Source organism: Olleya sediminilitoris (assembly GCF_016785945.1).
Lineage (GTDB): Bacteria > Bacteroidota > Bacteroidia > Flavobacteriales > Flavobacteriaceae > Olleya > Olleya sediminilitoris.
This window is the reverse complement of record NZ_JAEMEF010000001.1, coordinates 478,932-497,709: the sequence shown is the minus strand read 5'-3', so window position 1 is coordinate 497,709 and position 18,778 is coordinate 478,932. Positions and strand designations below refer to the sequence as shown.

At 32.1% G+C, this 18,778-nt stretch carries 15 protein-coding genes; 10 read left to right on the top strand and 5 right to left on the bottom strand.

The window, feature by feature from the left end; all coding sequences use genetic code 11:
• Positions 1-32: 32 nt before the first annotated feature.
• From JAO71_RS02215 to hemH, 4 genes are read right to left on the bottom strand one after another with little or no spacing between them, the layout of a single operon-like run.
• Positions 33-581, bottom strand: coding sequence for a CopD family protein (locus JAO71_RS02215; protein ID WP_202998560.1), 549 nt, complete (start codon positions 579-581; stop codon positions 33-35).
• A complete protein-coding gene (locus JAO71_RS02210) occupies positions 581-3,670 on the bottom strand; it encodes a sialidase family protein (protein ID WP_202998559.1) in 3,090 nt (1,029 codons plus the stop codon). The genes JAO71_RS02215 and JAO71_RS02210 overlap by 1 nt, the downstream gene beginning before the upstream one ends.
• A 41-nt stretch (positions 3,671-3,711) precedes the next feature.
• Positions 3,712-5,070, bottom strand: a complete 1,359-nt coding sequence (locus JAO71_RS02205; protein WP_202998558.1) for an MATE family efflux transporter — start codon at positions 5,068-5,070, stop codon at positions 3,712-3,714.
• Positions 5,070-6,101 (bottom strand): ferrochelatase, encoded by a 1,032-nt coding sequence (gene hemH, locus JAO71_RS02200; RefSeq protein WP_028288747.1) that lies wholly within the window; start codon positions 6,099-6,101, stop codon positions 5,070-5,072. Before hemH ends, JAO71_RS02205 begins: the two co-directional genes overlap by 1 nt.
• Positions 6,102-6,255: 154 nt before the next feature.
• On the opposite strand from hemH, the gene JAO71_RS02195 reads away from it, so the two are divergent.
• The gene (locus tag JAO71_RS02195; RefSeq protein WP_116823853.1) at positions 6,256-9,738 is read left to right on the top strand and encodes a TraB/GumN family protein; all 3,483 of its coding nucleotides are present in this window, start codon (positions 6,256-6,258) and stop codon (positions 9,736-9,738) included.
• Between the two features lie 35 nt (positions 9,739-9,773).
• Here JAO71_RS02195 and JAO71_RS02190 read toward each other — a convergent pair whose 3' ends face one another.
• Positions 9,774-10,667, bottom strand: coding sequence for a helix-turn-helix transcriptional regulator (locus JAO71_RS02190; RefSeq protein WP_116823852.1), 894 nt, complete (start codon positions 10,665-10,667; stop codon positions 9,774-9,776).
• A 195-nt stretch (positions 10,668-10,862) separates the two neighbouring features.
• On the opposite strand from JAO71_RS02190, the gene hemA reads away from it, so the two are divergent.
• The 9 genes from hemA (at position 10,863) to hemB (ending at position 18,770) form a co-directional block, all read left to right on the top strand.
• Positions 10,863-12,125 carry a glutamyl-tRNA reductase gene (gene hemA, locus JAO71_RS02185; RefSeq protein ID WP_202998557.1) on the top strand — a complete coding sequence of 421 codons (1,263 nt, stop codon included), beginning with the start codon at positions 10,863-10,865 and terminating at the stop codon, positions 12,123-12,125.
• A complete protein-coding gene (gene hemC, locus JAO71_RS02180; RefSeq protein WP_054852216.1) occupies positions 12,118-13,692 on the top strand; it encodes a hydroxymethylbilane synthase in 1,575 nt (524 codons plus the stop codon). The genes hemA and hemC overlap by 8 nt, the downstream gene beginning before the upstream one ends.
• Positions 13,693-13,781: 89 nt before the next feature.
• Positions 13,782-14,807 carry a uroporphyrinogen decarboxylase gene (gene hemE, locus JAO71_RS02175; RefSeq protein WP_116823850.1) on the top strand — a complete coding sequence of 342 codons (1,026 nt, stop codon included), beginning with the start codon at positions 13,782-13,784 and terminating at the stop codon, positions 14,805-14,807.
• A 30-nt stretch (positions 14,808-14,837) separates the two neighbouring features.
• On the top strand, positions 14,838-15,590 hold the full coding sequence (locus JAO71_RS02170) for an EI24 domain-containing protein (RefSeq protein ID WP_116823849.1): 753 nt from the start codon (positions 14,838-14,840) through the stop codon (positions 15,588-15,590).
• On the top strand, positions 15,590-16,123 hold the full coding sequence (locus JAO71_RS02165; protein ID WP_054852219.1) for a GNAT family N-acetyltransferase: 534 nt from the start codon (positions 15,590-15,592) through the stop codon (positions 16,121-16,123). The genes JAO71_RS02170 and JAO71_RS02165 overlap by 1 nt, the downstream gene beginning before the upstream one ends.
• A gap of 6 nt (positions 16,124-16,129) precedes the next feature.
• Positions 16,130-16,477 (top strand): 5-carboxymethyl-2-hydroxymuconate Delta-isomerase, encoded by a 348-nt coding sequence (locus JAO71_RS02160; protein ID WP_054852220.1) that lies wholly within the window; start codon positions 16,130-16,132, stop codon positions 16,475-16,477.
• Positions 16,478-16,479: 2 nt separating this feature from the next.
• Positions 16,480-17,382, top strand: coding sequence for an oxygen-dependent coproporphyrinogen oxidase (gene hemF, locus JAO71_RS02155; RefSeq protein ID WP_116823848.1), 903 nt, complete (start codon positions 16,480-16,482; stop codon positions 17,380-17,382).
• A 1-nt stretch (position 17,383) separates the two neighbouring features.
• A complete protein-coding gene (locus JAO71_RS02150; protein ID WP_116823847.1) occupies positions 17,384-17,773 on the top strand; it encodes a YchJ family protein in 390 nt (129 codons plus the stop codon).
• A gap of 7 nt (positions 17,774-17,780) precedes the next feature.
• On the top strand, positions 17,781-18,770 hold the full coding sequence (gene hemB, locus JAO71_RS02145; RefSeq protein ID WP_116824535.1) for a porphobilinogen synthase: 990 nt from the start codon (positions 17,781-17,783) through the stop codon (positions 18,768-18,770).
• Positions 18,771-18,778: the final 8 nt, after the last annotated feature.

Genomic DNA, 18,778 nt, shown 5'->3' with positions numbered 1-18,778 from the left:
CAAAAAATAGACTGGATAAGCTACTGCTTGAATTATGCATCTGGATTTTTATCTCTGATACGCTTATACACCTTAAAACCTAGCATTAACAACACTCCTAAAATAAAAATACCTATAACTCCAAACACCCAATTTATAGCACTTTTAAGTATTACTAAAAAGACAACTGCAAACAGTATAAATGTAGCACCTTCATTATACATACGCATAAAGTTAGATGTTTTTTTAACGACATCGTTTTGCAATTGTTTAAAGTAAATATGGGTTTGGATTTGGTATAAAAACAATAAACCTACAAAGGTTAATTTAACATGCATCCAAGGTTGTTGCAACCAAAAGGGCTGAAGTATTAACAACCAAATAGCAAAAATGGTTGCTAATATTGCACTTGGCCACGTTATGATAAACCATAAACGTTTGGTCATAAGTTTTAATTGTTTACCAAGAATTTCTTTATCAGGAGAGGGTTTGTGAAACGCCTCAATTTGATACACAAATAATCTAGGTATATAAAACAAGCCTGCAAACCAGGTGACCACAAAAATTAAATGCAAAGCTTTTATATAATTATAATATTCCATTAGTCTTGAACAAATAAATAGTTAAGTTGTTTAGCGTTAAAGGCTGTATTAAAAGCTGTAACCTCATCATTAATAAGCCTATTAAAGCATTCTAATTGCTTATTAATTTTTGTGGTTAATTCATCTTTTACAGCAATATCTTGTTCCGTTGGTGCAAAATCTCCCATTCTAACTAATGCATTCAAATGCCCTAATTTATTTGTTAATCGAATAGGAAAATTTAAAGGATCTTGACCACTTTTATTTTTAGTTTGGTATAGGGCTTCTTCAATTTTAGTAAATTTCTCCTTTAATGTTTTAGCCTTATCTAATAAGTCTTTTAAATTTTTATCATCTTTATATTGCTTTTCAAAAGTTGATAATTGCTGACTTACTTTACGCATACTTTTAATCGCTTGATGTGCGTTATCAATAGTTTTATTTACATCTTTTATAAACAAAAATTGTTGATCCATATCTTTTTGAGTGCTTTCAGCATTTGGATTAGCTACAATAGTAAAAGGTTGCGATGTACTAACACCATTTACATTTAAAGTCACTTTATAAGTTCCTGGAGTTGCTTTAGGGCCTTCTAAACTTGCCCACCATAAAATCATTCCATCTAATTTTTCGGCACCTTTATAAGTCATATTCCAAACAAACTGATTTAAACCTTTTTTAACTTCTAACTTATCCTCTTTTTTATTTTTAGTGGAAACCGTCTTAATGGTATCGCCTTGTTTATCAAAATAAGTCAAACTTACCTCATCATTATCTTTATAGTTTTTTAAATTGAAATAAGTTACCACTCCATTAGGATGATTAGTTCCGTTAGTTTTACTGTTTTTAGCAAAACCGCCACGCATTCTATAAGTGGGTTTAGGCTGAAACAATTGCACGTCATTTAAATTAGATAAAGACATTTGATGAATTACTGACAAATCATCCAAAATCCACAAACTACGTCCTTGTGTTGCAACTATTAAATTATTGTTTTTTATAGTTAAATCTGTTATTGGAACAATTGGCAAATTAAGCTGAAACGATTGCCAGTTTTTACCATCATTAAATGATACATACAGTCCAGTTTCTGTTCCTGCATAAAGCAATCCTTTTTGTTTTGGATCTTCACGAAGCACTCTTGTAAAATGTTCGTTTGGAATACCGTTTGTTATTTTTTTCCAAGTCTTACCATAGTCAGTGGTTTTATATAAATAAGGTGTAAAATCACCTGTTTTATATTTTGTTCCTGCTACGTAACAAGTTCCTGCATCAAAATTACTTGGCTCGATACTGTTTATCATCATCCAATCAGGCATTCCTTTTGGTGTCACATTTGTCCAGTTTTTACCACCATCTTTAGTAACATGTATTAATCCGTCATCACTACCAACCCATAATAACCCTTCTGTTATTGGCGATTCTTGTGCTGCAAAAATGGTGCAATAATACTCTACAGATGTATTGTCTTGTGTAATAGGTCCTCCTGATGACTTTAATTTATCAGGATCATTTCTAGTTAAATCAGGACTAACTATTTGCCAAGATTGACCTTCGTTTTCAGTTACGTGTACATGTTGTGAAAATGTATATAATCTATTTGGATTATGCTTAGAGAATATAATAGGAAAATTCCATTGAAAACGGTATTTCATACCTTCTGCTCCATGACCCATTGGATTATCAGGCCAAACATTAATGGCTCTAACAGTTCCGGTTCTGTGGTTTTTTCTGGTTAAAAATCCATCATAACTTCCTCCATAAACAATATCATTATCTTCAGGATCTACAGCGATATGTGCAGATTCTCCTCCAGCTGTACTTTCCCAATCATCTTTAGTAATGGATCTTCCATCTGTACGATGCGGAATTCGGACTGTTGAATTATCTTGCTGTGCTGCATAAATACGATATGGAAAGTTATTATCTGTTGTTACTCTATAAAACTGTGATGTTGGTTGATTATGATAGGTGCTCCAAGTTTCTCCACCATCATAAGTGACTTGAGCTCCACCATCATCACCAATTATCATTCTATTTGGATCTTCTGGAGCTATCCATAAATCATGATGATCTCCATGTGGTGCATTATATGTGCCAAAGGTTTTTCCTCCATCTGTACTTTTATGATATCTAACATTTAAGACATAAACCGCATCAACATCTTTAGTATCTGCGTAAACACGTGTGTAATACCAAGCGCGTTGACGTAATTTACGTTGACTATTGACTTGTTTCCAGGTAGCTCCACCATCATCACTTCTATACAAACCACCTTTGTCTTTATTTTCTATAATTGCCCAAACACGTTGGTTATTTAATGGAGAAACTGTAACTCCAATAATACCCAAAGTCCCTTCTGGAAACCCATTGTTTTTAGAAATTTCTGTCCAAGTTTCGCCATTATCAGTACTTTTCCATAAAGCACTTCCTGCTCCTCCTGAGCTTAAGCTATAAGGCGTACGTTGAACACGCCAAGTTGAAGCATATAATATTCTAGAATTTGTTGGATCTATTAAAAGATCTACAACTCCTGCTTGATTATTAACAAACAAGGTTTTTTTCCATGTTTTTCCTCCATCTATACTTTTATAAACACCACGATCTTGTGTTGGTTTATAAATATTACCTAATACTCCAGCGTAAACAATATTGTGGTCTGTAGGATCTATGGCAAGTCTAGGAATATGCCTAGAATTTTTCAATCCGGAAGCTATCCATGTTTTTCCTGCATCAACACTTTTAAAAACTCCATAACCTGAAGACACATTACCACGAACGGTTTTTTCTCCTCCACCAACATAAATAACATTAGGATCACTTTTAGAAACAGAAATAGAACCTATACTTCCTCCAAAAAAGCCATCGGAAATATTATCCCAATGACGTCCACCATCTAAAGTTTTCCATACTCCTCCTCCTGTTGACCCAAAATAATATAAATTAGGTTTATTAGCGACTCCTGTTACAGCTGCGCTTCTTCCGCCACGAAAAGGACCTAACAATCTATATTCTAAACCAGAATAATCAGAAGGGTTAACATTTTGTGCGTTTGATGTGGTAGAAATTCCTATTAAAAAAAGAAATAATAGTGATTTTAAAGTATTCATTTTAATACTGGATTGGTTGCGAATAGTAAAAATAAGGATTATTACGCGTCTTCTAATCTCTTATTTAAATTTAACTTTACTTCTCGTCTTAAAAAGTAGGCTGTAATAATCGTTGATAAAACATCCGAAATTGGAAATGACATCCAAACTCCAAACTCTCCAAAATAGATTGGTAAAATAAAAAGTAATGGTATAAAAAAAATAGCCTGTCTAGTTAACGTTAGTAATAACGCTGGCAAAGCCTTTCCTACTGCTTGAAAATAAGCTGCTCCAATCAACTGTATTGCTAATATTGGAATTGCAGCAAAAGCCCAACGCATATTGTTTGGCGTGACATTTATAACTTCTAAATCTGTTGTAAACAATCTGGTTATTACATCTGGAAAAATCATTAAACTTACAAAGACTAAAATTGCTAATACTGTAGCATATTTTATAGCTGTGTAAATAACCTCTTTTACACGATTATACTGCTTTGATCCATAATTATAACCAGCAATTGGTATAAATCCTTGAGTAATACCAAAAACAGGAAATAAAGCAAACATGCTCATGCGTCCTACAATTGCGTATGCAGTTACTGAGGTTTCACCTCCAAAATCAAACAACACATTATTAACCAATAAAAAGGTTACACTAACTACAGCTTGTCTTGCTAAGGTTACAAAACCAAGCGAGCCTATCTCTGCAACTATATTGCTTTGAAGTTTAAAATGAGATACGTTAATTTTTAATTCGGAATTTTTAGACAGAAAATACCATAAAATGAATAAGAAAGCTGCAATATAAGACCCAGTAGTAGCCCAAGCTGCTCCTGCCATTCCTAGGTCCATAACACCAATAAAAATATAATCTAAAAGCAAATTACCAATAGACGGAATTAGCATAGCATACATGGCAAATTTTGGTTTTCCTTCTGCCCTGATCACATTATTACCCATCATGACAAAACCTAAAATAGGCACACCATAAAGTATGATTTCATAGTAGATTTTTGCAGGATCAAAAATGACTCCTTTACCTCCAAAAGCTGGAATTAATTGATCTACAAAAAACAACCCAAATGCAGCAAAAGCAACAGTAAACATTAACGTTAATGCCACTTGATTACCAAATGTTTTTAATGCTTTAGGCTTATTATCTGCACCTAAAGCACGAGAAATAATGGAAGATCCTCCAACTCCAATACTCATACCTAAAGCAGCAATAAAAAACGATACAGGTAGCACAACATTTATAGCAGCAATTGCGGTTGAGCCAATCCATTGACCAACAAAAATAGTATCCACCAATATGTTTAGTGACATCACTAAAATACCAATAGATGCAGGAACTGCTTGTTTAATCAAGAGTTTGCTTATGGGTTGACTACCTAAATCTGAAGATGCGCTTTTTTGCATTAAGCTTCAACAGGAGTTACTGACCAATCATTAATCCAGTCCGCTAGTAATTTCACCCAATTTTTATCTGTATTTAAACATGGTACAGTTGTAAAATCTTTACCACCAACTTCATGAAAAATTTCTTCTCCTTCCATTGCTATTTCTTCTAAAGTCTCTAAGCAATCACTAACAAAAGCAGGTGTTACAATTGCCATGTTTTTGACTCCTTTTTTACCTAATCTTTCAATAGTACGATCTGTATATGGTTGTAACCATGGATCAAACCCTAATCTTGATTGAAATGAAGTAGAAAAACTATTTTCTTCTAAACCTAAATACTCTCCTACTAATCTTGTGACCTCTTTACATTGGTGTCTATAGCAAAATTCATGAGCTTTACTTGCGGTTGCACAGCAACTACCATCTATCTTACAGTGACCATTTGTAATATCACTTTTTCTAATATGACGCTCTGGCACACCATGATAAGAAAACAATAAATGTTCATAGTTTTTACCTTCTAAATGCCCTTTTATAGATTCAGCCAAAACCTTGATATATTCTGGTTTATTATAAAATGCTGGTAAACTGTCAATTTTTAAATCAGGGAAATTAGCTTGTCTAACTTCTTCGGCTAAAACTAAAATTGTTTCGGTAGTAGCCATTGCAAATTGTGGGTATAAAGGGATTAAAAAAACCTCTTCAACACCTTTATCTACTAATTCTTGTAATCCTTTTTTAATAGTCATGCTACCATAACGCATAGCTAATGCAATTGGTAAATCAGTATGCTGTTGTACTTGTTCTTGCAATTGTTCTGACAATACAATTAATGGTGACCCATTGTCCCACCATATTTTTTTGTAAGCTTTAGCGCTTTGTTTTGGTCTTGTATTTAATATAATACCTTTTACTAATAGGGTTCTAGCCCAAAGCGGAACGTCAATAACGCGTTCGTCCATTAAAAACTCACCTAAATATTTCTTAACATCTTTAGGTTCTGGACTCTCTGGAGAACCTAAATTAACTAGCAGTACACCTTTTTTCATATTTATTCTTTTTCAAAAACAAAAATACAATTCTAATTTTTATTATGACCAAAAATTGATAATCTGGTTATACTAATCCTCTATTATTATATAGTCAAACTCTTTTATATATAGTTAAGTTTAATATATTTACAAGAAGATACACTTACAATTTATGAAAAAACTCATTTTAGCACTTTGCTGTGTGCTGTCTTTTAATTCGTTTTCACAACATCAAAAACCAGAACAAAGTTTACTTTGGGAAATCTCTGGAAACAACCTAGAAAAATCATCTTACATATATGGTACAATGCATGTAAGTGCTAAAGTTGCTTTTAGGCTAGATGATGTGTTTTTTGAAGCTTTAGACAAAAGTGAAAGTATTGCTTTAGAGTCTGACCCATCTACATGGTTAGCTTTTAATTACAAAACGACTTCTTTAACACCACAAAATTACTCGCAGTCTTACGACAAAAATTTTTACTCAACACTTTTTGGTTTAGAACACCCAGAAGAAGTCGCAATTAGAGGAAGTATACGATCTGACAACCGAATGATAAATGGGTATTTATACAGAAAAGATGGTTATGCAGATAATTTTGAAGAAGAAACTTACTTGGATATGTTTATTTACCAAGCTGGTAAAAAAAGAAAAAAAAACATTTACAGTTTAGAGGATATTGAAGAGTCTAGGTTTTTAGTTGCTAAGGCACAGCGTAATGCACGAAAAAACAAAATAGACCCTTGGCTGACCAAATTATACGAAAAAGAAAATCCATATTTAGTACAAGAAAACACATACAGAGACCGTAATTTAACTTTATTAGACTCTATTGGAGCAGCATCTAACACTGAGTTTTTTAGAGAAAACATGTTGTACATACGCAACGAAAACATGGTACATGTATTAGATAGTTTAATGCAAACACAGTCTGTATTTGCTGGTGTTGGTGCAGCGCATTTACCTGGCAAAAAAGGAATGCTTAAAATGCTTGAAAACAAAGGTTATACCGTTAAACCTTTAACCTCTAAACAAACTAAAGTTGCACAAGTAAAAAAAGAAACCATTGAAGATTACATTGCTAACCCAACTTTGAAAACTGCTAGCACTCCAGATGATTTTATTAGCTTAAAAGCATTTACCAACTTATACGAATTTTATTATAGTGGTCAAAAATATTACATCTCACCAGATATGACCAATGGTGCTTATTTAACCATTAGCAGATTTAATACATACAAACATTTACCAAATGAAAAAGAAACCACATTAGACCGTTTAGACAACTTTTTGTTTGAAGACATTCCTGGAGATATCATAAAAAAAGACGTTATCTATAAACCCTATCCAGGAATTAGTATTTTAAACAAAACTAAAAAAGGAGACTATCAAAAATACCATATTTACGAAACACCCTTAGAACTTATTGTTATAAAATTTGCTGGACAAAAGGATTATGTTTTACAAAATGAAGCTCCTATATTTAACTCTATTTTATTTAAAAAACCAAGCGCAGATTTTAAAAAATTTACTTCTGCTTACAATAAATATGAAGTTAATTTTCCTGAATACCTAACCACTGATAACATCAAAAACGTTGGGCAAAAACTAATTCAAGGACAGGTTAATGACGATTATTATTTTTTAAAAGAAGTTGCTTTTAATGATGTCTTTTATATAGAAGAAGATAAATTTGAAGCTAAATTTATAGTTACCAACTTTTTTAAAGATTTTGACATTGAAACCTCAGAAGGTAAATACAATAACAATAATTATTATAGTTATGAAGGTGTTGCTAAAAAAGATTCGACTTCAAAGACAAACATTCATTTAAAAAGCATTGTTAAAGACGGAAGCTATTTTTTATTAGGCTATGTTGGACAAGATCAAACCAAAGCCAAACAATACTTTAACAGTTTCAAACTTAAAGAAGTTAAACATGATGGTTTTGAAAAAACCATAGATACATCACTACATTTTTCGGTATTAACCAATACCAAACCATCTCCTAGAAACGATTATTACAGTTACCGTAAACCTAAAGATTACGAAGAAAAAACAAAACGTACCACATACTACTCTAAAGCCAACGAGCAGATTTTTGTTACACGTCTTAAATTTCATGATTTACAGATGTACAGAAATGAAGATAGTTTATGGAACGAAATTGATGACCAGGTCAAAACCATGAAACATATTGATGGTTTTAAAAGTTACATCATCTCTAACAAAAACAAATACAAAAAAGACGATCAATATATTTATGAATTTCACCTAAAAGACTCATTAAGCGCTAAAGCTATCGTCACAAAAAACATTCTTAAAAAAGGAACTCTTTTTACTATTAAAAGCCTTACAGATACTATTTCTAAACCTTCAAGTTTTATTACTAATTTTTATGATAGTTTTCAGCCATTAGATACACTATTAGGCGAGTCTGTTTTTAGTGACAAAACCGATCGTTTTTTTACTGCATTACGTGACAACGATAGCATCGTATTTAGGGCTAAAAATAAAATTAAGTTTAAAAAATCTAACGCAAGTAAGATGATAGACTTAATTCAAAATTTTGAATTTCCAGAAAACAAAGAAGACTTTAAAACCTTTTTAATTTCAGAATTAACAGAATTAGAAGACCCTAGAACAGACGCATTTTTAAATACGTTATATGAAGATTCTTATTCTAAACCAGATATTCAAAACACTGTTTTAAGGTCTTTATTGGACACAAAAACCAAAAAATCTTATGACACCTTTTTAAAATTAATGGACAAAGATTTACCTTTAAGTGGGTCAATAAGTTCAATGTTTTACAATTACAAAGACTCTTTGCAGCTTAAAAAAACTTTATTCCCAGATTTAATGGAATATACCACCATTGAAGAATACAAAGAACCTATTTACGAATTGTTATCCAGATTAAAAGACAGTAGCCTTATTAGAACCAAGGACTATAAAAAATTTAAAAAACAGATTATAAAAGATGGTAAAATTGAGGTAAAACGTAGCTTAGGCTCTAAAAACAGCTATAGATATAGATCATATAGCAGCTCTCTTTATGCTTATGTGAAATTAATTTTTCCGTTTAGAAATGAAGCAGATGCTAAAAACTTTTTTAACAAATTACTAGATAGTGATAATATAACCGCATTAAGTACCTACTACATTTTACTTGAAGCAGCTGAAGAACCTATACCTGATAAATTAAAAGATAAAACATTAAATGACTTTAAAAATCAAGCCATTTTAGTCGATAGAATGTATCGTAAAAAACTTTACAAGCCCTACATTACAAAAGCAATAACCCAAGAGATGTACGCTAAATCTTCATTATTTAGCAATACAACCATCGAGAAAGAACGAGACTCCATTCACTTTTTAGGCAAAAAGTCTTTTAAAACAGACGATGACAAAACTGGAGACATGTATTTTTATATGCTTGTTCAAAAAGAAGGTAAAGACGAAACAAAAAGATTTTATTTTACTGGATTTTTAACACCCAAACATAAAAACAGATTACAAACAGAGGTGTATTATGACTCTGGTTATAATGGTGAGTATATAGATGAAAATAAAGAAGAAGAACAGCTCATAGAAGATGTTTTAGAACTAGTCATCCATAAAAACCGAATGCGACTAAATGAAAACAGCTACTAAATAAAAAATGCGCTTAAAAATTTAAGCGCATTTTTTTATATTGATTGGACATATTTTTTAGGTGTAATACCATACTTTTTCTTAAAAGCAGCAATAAAGTGGCTAGAAGTACTGTAACCCACTTTTAAACCGACTTCATTTACATTGTTATTACCTGTCTCTAAAAGTTTTCTAGCAACTTCCATTTTATAATCTAACAAAAAACTAAAAACAGAATCTCCATAAATCTGCTTAAAACCTTCTTTTAACTTTTTAAGTGGCAAATTAATTTCTTCTGATAACTCCTGTAATGTTGGAGGCTCAGACATTCTAGCTATAATAATATCTTTTGCTTTTTTAATTTTAGCAACATTAGTTTCGTCAACTAAAAAAGGACATTGATCAATATCAGCATCTTCACCTCTATTAAAATATAAACTCAGTAATTCATAAGCCTTACCTTTAAAATACAGTGTTTTTATAGACGAATTTAAATTGTAATTCACAATTTGGTTTAATGCTATTGCCATAGATGGCGAAATTTTTCCGTCTTTGTAATATTTTTTATCCTTGTTATCACTACTTAAAAAAGTTATATAATCTGCTTCTTGACTAAATAAACCATGAAATTTTTTAATCGAAATCAACACAGATACCAACCAACAATCTGGTTTCACTTTTAAATGTATTGGTAAATCTCTCTGAGGATTATATAGCAGTAAAGATGTTTCTTCTGCGATATTTAAAACATAGCTTCCGTTATTAAAAATAAAGTCACTATTACCTTTTAAACAAAAATGAAACTGAATAAAGCTACTATCAATAAAGCGTTCAACAACCTGATTTGTAGCAGTTTCATTTTGATAAGTTAAGACATAAACATCTTGATCAACCTGTGTTTCGTTAAAGGAACTTTTAACGACATTTTTTTCGCTAGAAATTTCAGCCATAATAATTTCTTATTTAGATTGGTTCTAAACAATAAAGCCTCAAACCATTGTATTCACTACAAAAATATGACAATTATCATAGTTTGGACATTTTTACCAATAAAAAACCACAAACGTTATTAAAAGTTCTTTTAGCGTTACTTTTTAAAAAAGATACATCATAAATTTGCTCACAATAAAGTCCCAGTCAGGTAAATGGAGCACTATCACATGTCAACAGGCACATATTTTTACGCCTTAGGTTTAAGTTATAAAAAAGCAGATGCAGAAATAAGAGGTCATTTTAGTTTAGATGAAACCTCTAAACTTGCGCTTTTATCTCAAGCACAATCCAGCGGAATCCAGAGTCTTATCGTTACATCTACATGTAATCGTACAGAAATCTATGGTTTTGCAGAACATCCTTATCAATTAATCCAGTTATTGTGTGACAACACAAAAGGAACCGTTGACGAGTTTCAAAAATATGCTTACATCTACAAAGGTAACGAAGCTATTTCTCATTTATTTAGAGTTGGTTCTGGATTAGACAGTCAGATATTAGGTGATTTTGAAATTATTGGACAACTTAAAAAAAGCACATCAATCTCTAAAGAGCATGGATTACTTAATCCTTTTATAGAGCGTTTAGTGAACTCGGTTATACAGGCTAGCAAACGTATTAAAACTGAAACCGAAATCTCATCAGGTGCAACTAGTGTTTCATTTGCATCAGTTCAATACATATTAAATACAATAGAAAACGTAACGGATAAAAACATTTTATTATTCGGAACAGGTAAAATAGGTAGAAATACTTGTGAAAACCTAGTAAAACATACCAAAAACGAACAAATAACACTAATTAACAGAACCAAAGGTAAAGCAGAAGCTGTTGCTGGAAAGTTTAATTTAGTCGTTAAAGATTACGCTAATCTGCAAGAAGAAATTAATGAAGCAGATATATTAATTGTTGCAACAGGAGCACAAAACCCAACGGTTGACAAACAATTAATTCAATCTAAAAAAGACCTTTTAATTTTAGATTTATCAATACCTAAAAACGTAGACGAAAATGTAACAGATTTACCTAACGTAAAACGTATACATTTAGACGATTTATCACAAATTACAGACGAAACTTTAGAGCGTAGAAAAAAACATATTCCGTTAGCAGAAAGCATTATAGAAGATATTAAAGTCGAATTTATTGGATGGTTAGAAACAAGAAAATTTGCACCTACAATTAAAGCGTTAAAACACAAACTTCAAAGTTTTAAAAATGCTGAATTAGATACGCAACGAAAAAAAATGGCTAACTTTAATGAAGAGCAAGCCGAAGTTATAAGTAATAAGATTATTCAAAAAATAACCAATCATTTCGCACATCATTTAAAAGATGATGCCTTCTCAACTGACGAAAGTTTGGAATTAATTAAAAAAGTGTTTCAATTAGAAAACACCTCAAAGCATGTCTAAAATAATTAGAATAGGAACTCGTGATAGCGAGTTAGCACTATACCAAGCAAAAGCAGTACAAAGTCAGCTAGAACATTTAGGTCATCAAACACAATTAGTACCTGTAAAATCTACAGGAGACTTAGTTTTAGACAAACCATTATACGAATTAGGAATCACAGGAATTTTTACTCGTACTTTAGATATTGCCATGTTAAATGGAGATATTGATATTGCAGTGCATAGTCTAAAAGATGTACCAACATTATTACCAAAAGGAATCGTTCAAGCTGCTGTTTTAAAACGTGGTAATGTTAGAGATACCTTATTATTTAAACATAACGAAGAGTTTTTAGGTGCTAGAGAAGCAACAATAGCAACCGGAAGTTTACGTCGTCGTGCACAATGGTTAAATCGTTACCCAACACATACTGTTGTAGACATTAGAGGTAATGTAAACACAAGGTTACAAAAACTAGAAGATAGTGACTGGAATGGAGCCATATTTGCAGCTGCAGGTATTGGTCGACTTGACCTTAGACCAGAAGATGCAGTAAATTTAGAATGGATGATTCCTGCTCCTGCTCAAGGTGCAATTATGATTGCTGCACTTGAAGAAGACGAGGAGACACTTGCTATTTTAAAAGAAATAAACCACGAAGAAACAGAAATTTGTACGACAATTGAGCGCGAATTTTTAAATAAACTTGAAGGTGGTTGTACAGCTCCAATTGGAGGACTTGCATTTATAAAAGACGAAGAAGTCACTTTTGAAGGCATACTTTTAAGTAAAGACGGAACCAAAAAAATACATGTTAAACGTGTCAAAGCTTTAGGCGAACACCATGATATTGCACAATGGTGTGCAGACTACATTTTAGAACGTGGTGGAAACCGTTTAATGGACGAGTTAAAAGAGTCTCATGTTCCAACAAACATATACTCAACTAAATCATTAACAGATGATCAACGTTTTTTACTAAACGATAAGGTAAAGGTCGAGAGTTCTGACTTTGTAAAAATCAGCTTAAACCGTATACATCCAAGATTTCTTAAAAATGAAATCCAAAATGTTGTTATCACAAGTCAAAATGCTGTAGAAGCTTTATTGACTAACTATTCAGCGGTAGAGCTTCAGTTTAAAAACATTTACTGCGTTGGAAGACGTACTAAAAAAATGATTGAGAACCGAATAGGTAAAGTAACACATACAGCTAAAAACGCTAAAAAACTGGCAGAATATCTTGTAGATAATATCGAAGGTACTGAGGTAACCTACTTCTGTAGCGACCTAAGATTAGATGATTTACCAACAATATTAACAGACAACAACATTATAGTTAATGAAGTTGAAGCCTATCAAACAAAATTAGATAGCGTGAAATTACCAGAATCTGTTGAAGGTGTTATGTTTTACAGTCCGTCAACAATACAGAGTTACAAAAAAGAAAACGAAGTAAAAGGTATCGCATTTTGTATTGGAGAAACCACTGCAAAAGAGGCTAAAAAGCACTTTAAAGATGTACGCGTAGCTAAAGTACCAACAGTAGAAAGTGTTATAGAATTAGTTAACCAACATTACGTATAAACATCATATTAACTAATTTAGTTAATAACAGTACAATCAATATAAATTTAAGTTGAATTAAAAACATTCCGTTTTAACGGAAAACTAAGATGATAAAAAACGATTTATTTTTAAGAGCATTAAAAGGAGAAACCGTAGAACGTCCACCAGTTTGGATGATGCGTCAAGCAGGACGTTATCTTCCTGAATTCATGGAAATAAAAGCTAAATACGACTTTTTTACACGTTGCCAAACTCCAGAATTAGCTAGTGAGATTACTGTACAACCAATACGTCGTTACGGTATGGATGCTGCAATATTATTTAGTGACATCTTAGTTATACCTCAAGCCATGAATATTGAGGTACAAATGAAGCCTAATTTTGGACCATATTTACCAAATCCAATACGTACACAAAAAGATGTAGACAATGTTATCGTACCTGATGTAAAAGAAGCATTAAACTATGTTTACCAAGCTATAAAAGCAACTAAAGAAAAACTAAACAACGAAATTCCGTTAATAGGTTTTGCAGGTTCACCATGGACCATTTTATGCTATTGCGTACAAGGTCAAGGATCTAAAAACTTTGACAAAGCAAAAGAGTTTTGTTTTACAAATCCTTTAGCTGCACACCAATTATTACAAAAAATTACAGATACAACTATTGCATATTTAAAAGAAAAAGTAAAAGCAGGTTGTAATGCTGTTCAAGTATTTGATTCTTGGGGAGGCATGTTGTCTCCAGTAGATTATCAAGAATTTTCTTGGCAATATATTCAACAAATTATTGACGCATTAAAAGATGACGCTCCTGTTATTGCTTTCGGGAAAGGATGCTGGTTTGCTTTAGACCAAATGGCTAAATCTGGTGCAGCAGCATTAGGTGTAGACTGGACGTGTTCTGCTAGAAATGCACGTTATTTAACTGGTGGAAACATCACACTTCAAGGAAATTTTGATCCAACAAGATTATTTTCTCCACCAGCAGAAATTAAAAAAATGGTAACTCAAATGATTAACGACTTTGGTAAAGACAAATACATCGTTAATTTAGGTCATGGTATTTTACCAAACATACCTCTAGAAAACGCAAAAGCATTTATTGATGCAGTAAAAGAATATAAAGCGTAACAAAACGTTACACATGACGTCTTATTAGTTATGATACAAAACATAATAAAAGGAATAAATGGATACTCAGGTGCTCTTGCACTAATTTCAAGACTTAAACTTTGGAAGTATTTTTTTATTCCTATTATTATTAGCATTATAACAGCTGCTATTATTGGCGTTACAGCTTACGGACTTTCTGATAATATCGGACAATTTATTGCAAAAATCTGGTTTTGGGATTGGGGAAAACAAACCTTTACAACAATCTCTACAATAATTGGAGGCATCATTATAATTGCAATTGGCTTAATATTATACAAACACATAATAATGGCTTTATCTGCTCCATTTATGAGTCCAGTTTCAGAAAAAATCGAAACTCATATAACAGGAATTGTTAAACACAATCACAGAAAAACCTCTTTTCAAGAACAACTTTGGCGAGGCATAAGAATAAATATTAGAAATCTTGGACGCGAGCTTTTAATAACTATTCCTATATTACTACTTAAATTTATACCTGTAGTTAATATCTTTTCTACAGCTTTATTAATTATGGTACAATCCTATTATGCTGGTTTTGGTAATATGGATTACACTTTAGAACGTCATTTAAATTACAAAGACAGCGTTAAATTTATTAGACAAAATCGCGGATTAGCAATAGGTAACGGACTTGTTTTTATTCTATGCCTATTCATACCATTTATAGGTGTAATACTTGTTTTGCCACTTAGTGTAACTGCTGGAACTTTAACAACCGTCAAAAAACTAAAAACAAGTAATCAAACTTTAATGTAATGATTGCACAATTTGACACATTTGAAATCAACCCCATCCACAGTGGAGACGCTTGGAAACTATGTGATTTTATAATTGCCAATCAAGACAGATTACAACGTTATTTTCCAAAAACTATAGCGCAAAACCTAACACCTACGCTATCGGAAATATTCGTAAATAAAAAAGCTAAACAATTTAAAAATAAAGAGGAATTTTTATTCACTTTAAAACATATTCAAACCAGAGAAATATCAGGAATAATCTACATTAAAGACTTAAACTGGTCTACAAACCAAGGTGAGTTTGCTTATTGCATAGGTTACACTTATAAAGGTAAAGGCGTTACCACCAAAGCCATTAAATTTTTAATAGAATATGCTTTTACAGAATTACATTTAAAGACACTTAAAATTATAGTCCACAACACTAATAAAAGCAGTATAAAAGTTGCTGAAACAAATGGTTTTAAATGGATTAAAACTTTAAAAAACGAATTTACTCCTATTGGTGAAGATCCATTAAATATGGAGTTGTATAAATTATTTAAATAGCAACTAATGCCACACTTTGTAATAGACTGTTCCAAAAACATTTTAGATTTAAACAGTCCTGAAAACACACTTTTAACTGTACATAATGCTGCTGTAGAGACTAAATTATTTGACGAAGCAGATATTAAAGTCCGTCTAAATCCATTTGCAGACAATTATATGGTTGGCGGAAAAAAAACAGATTTCATTCATGTTTTTGCTAATATCATGGAAGGCAGAACGATTGAGCAAAAAGCTGAATTATCAAAAAACATAGTCACAGAATTAAAAAAATTGTTTCCTAACATTCCCTTTATAGCAATTAATATAAGAGATTTTGAAAAAGCAACATATTGTAACAAATCAATGGTATAAAAATGAAAGATAAATTTTTTGAATACATACACCAATTACAAGACAGCATAACAGCTGGATTAGAAAAAATAGATGGTAAAGCAACCTTTCAAGAAGATATTTGGAAACGACCAGAAGGTGGTGGTGGACGCACAAGAGTTATAGAAAACGGAAATGTTTTTGAAAAAGGTGGTGTTAATATTTCTGGTGTACATGGTAAATTACCTGATAGTATGCAAAAATATTTTGGTGTTGAAGATGCCGATTTTTTTGCTTGTGGCTTAAGCTTAGTATTACATCCAAAAAATCCAATGGTACCAACTGTACATGCAAATTGGCGTTATTTTGAGATGTACGATAAAGACGGAAATATTGTAGACCAATGGTTTGGAGGAGGACAAGATCTTACACCTTATTACCTATTTGATGAGGATGCAAAACACTTCCATCAAACTTGTAAAACCGCTTGTGATAAACATAATCCTGAGTTTTATCCAAAATACAAAGCACGTTGTGACGAGTACTTTTATAACGCACATCGTAATGAAGGACGTGGTTTAGGAGGATTATTTTTTGATTATTGTAAAGCCTCAGAAGAAATGAGTATGCAAAACTGGTATGATTTTGTTACTGAAGTTGGTGATAGTTTTCTTGAGGCCTATCTTCCTATAGTTGAAAAAAGAAAAGATTTAGTTTACACCAAAGCGCAACGCGATTGGCAAGAAATACGTCGTGGACGCTATGTTGAGTTCAACTTAGTCCATGATAAAGGAACCCTTTTCGGTTTAAAAACCAATGGTAGAATAGAGAGTATTTTAATGAGCTTACCACCTCATGTACAATGGGTTTACGACCATCATCCAGAACCAGGAAGTGAAGAAGAATGTTTAATAAACGTTTTAAAAAACCCAATAGATTGGGTATAATATGAATTGTTACTGCGGAAATACCAAAACCTACAAACAATGCTGTGAAGTGTTTCATTTAAATAGTGGAAAAACCGAAACTGCAGAACAGTTAATGCGCTCAAGATATAGTGCTTTTGTGTTAGCAAAAGGTGATTATTTAATGCAAACACATCATGCCACAACTAGACCAGTTTCAGAAAAAAAAGCGATTGTAAAATGGGCTAAATCTGTAGAGTGGATAAAACTAGAGCTATTGGAAACTAACAAAGGTTTAAGTAAAAATGAAAAAGGCACAGTAACATTTAATGCTTATTTTTATGACAAAGGCAACATGGATGTCATTCATGAAAAATCTGCATTTGTAAAAGAAAACAACAAATGGTATTACTTAGGGTATGCCAAAAATTAATAGAATTATGTATCCGACTAAAAGAAATAGAAGATTAAGAACGAACGAAGCTATTAGAAGCTTAGTAAGAGAAACTATAATATCTCCAAACGATTTTTTAGTACCACTTTTTATTGTGGAAGGACATGGTGTTAAAGAAGAAATTGCTTCAATGCCAAATTATTATCGCTATAGCTTGGATTTATTACAAGCCGAAGTTAAAGAGCTTTGGAAACTTGGCTTAAAATCGGTATTACTATTTGTAAAAGTTCCTGATAATTTAAAAGATAACAAAGGTACTGAAGCATTAAATCCTGAAGGGTTAATGCAACGCGCAATTAAAACGGTTAAAAACGCATGTCCAGACATGGTGGTTATGACAGATGTTGCTTTAGACCCTTACTCCTCTTTTGGTCACGATGGAATAATTGAAAATGGAAAAGTAATAAACGATGACACAGTTGAAGTTTTAGCTGATATGAGTTTGTCTCATGCGGAAGCTGGAGCAGATTTTGTAGCTCCAAGTGATATGATGGATGGTCGTATTTTGGCAATTCGTGAAGCCTTAGAAGACGATGGCTTTACAGACACTGGTATTATGAGTTATTCTGCCAAATATGCATCTGCTTTTTATGGACCGTTTAGAGACGCGTTGGACTCTGCTCCTGTAGATGCTCAAGAAATCCCAAAAGACAAAAAAACATACCAAATGGATTACGCTAACCGTTTTGAAGCCATACGTGAAACAGAAATGGATATAGACGAAGGAGCAGATATTGTTATGGTAAAACCAGGCTTATGTTATTTGGATATTGTTAGAGAAATTAAAAACGAAGTTGACGTACCAGTAGCTGTGTATCAAGTATCAGGTGAATATGCAATGCTTAAGGCTGCTTCCGAAAAAGGTTGGCTAGATCATGATGCTGTTATGATGGAACAAATTACAGCAATCAAACGTGCAGGAGCAGATGTTATAGCAAGTTACTTTGCAAAAGATGTGGTAAAATTATTATCATAACTTAAAAA

Bases quoted from the DNA above. Each gene is read 5' to 3' on its own strand.
- hemB (WP_116824535.1), top strand. From the start codon at position 17,781: ATGTATCCGACTAAAAGAAATAGAAGATTAAGAACGAACGAAGCTATT.
- JAO71_RS02215 (WP_202998560.1), bottom strand. From the start codon at position 581: ATGGAATATTATAATTATATAAAAGCTTTGCATTTAATTTTTGTGGTC.
- JAO71_RS02160 (WP_054852220.1), top strand. From the start codon at position 16,130: ATGCCACACTTTGTAATAGACTGTTCCAAAAACATTTTAGATTTAAAC.
- hemE (WP_116823850.1), top strand. From the start codon at position 13,782: ATGATAAAAAACGATTTATTTTTAAGAGCATTAAAAGGAGAAACCGTA.
- JAO71_RS02190 (WP_116823852.1), bottom strand. From the start codon at position 10,667: ATGGCTGAAATTTCTAGCGAAAAAAATGTCGTTAAAAGTTCCTTTAAC.
- hemH (WP_028288747.1), bottom strand. From the start codon at position 6,101: ATGAAAAAAGGTGTACTGCTAGTTAATTTAGGTTCTCCAGAGAGTCCA.
- JAO71_RS02150 (WP_116823847.1), top strand. From the start codon at position 17,384: ATGAATTGTTACTGCGGAAATACCAAAACCTACAAACAATGCTGTGAA.
- JAO71_RS02205 (WP_202998558.1), bottom strand. From the start codon at position 5,070: ATGCAAAAAAGCGCATCTTCAGATTTAGGTAGTCAACCCATAAGCAAA.
- hemA (WP_202998557.1), top strand. From the start codon at position 10,863: ATGGAGCACTATCACATGTCAACAGGCACATATTTTTACGCCTTAGGT.
- JAO71_RS02170 (WP_116823849.1), top strand. From the start codon at position 14,838: ATGATACAAAACATAATAAAAGGAATAAATGGATACTCAGGTGCTCTT.
- hemF (WP_116823848.1), top strand. From the start codon at position 16,480: ATGAAAGATAAATTTTTTGAATACATACACCAATTACAAGACAGCATA.
- JAO71_RS02195 (WP_116823853.1), top strand. From the start codon at position 6,256: ATGAAAAAACTCATTTTAGCACTTTGCTGTGTGCTGTCTTTTAATTCG.
- JAO71_RS02210 (WP_202998559.1), bottom strand. From the start codon at position 3,670: ATGAATACTTTAAAATCACTATTATTTCTTTTTTTAATAGGAATTTCT.
- hemC (WP_054852216.1), top strand. From the start codon at position 12,118: ATGTCTAAAATAATTAGAATAGGAACTCGTGATAGCGAGTTAGCACTA.
- JAO71_RS02165 (WP_054852219.1), top strand. From the start codon at position 15,590: ATGATTGCACAATTTGACACATTTGAAATCAACCCCATCCACAGTGGA.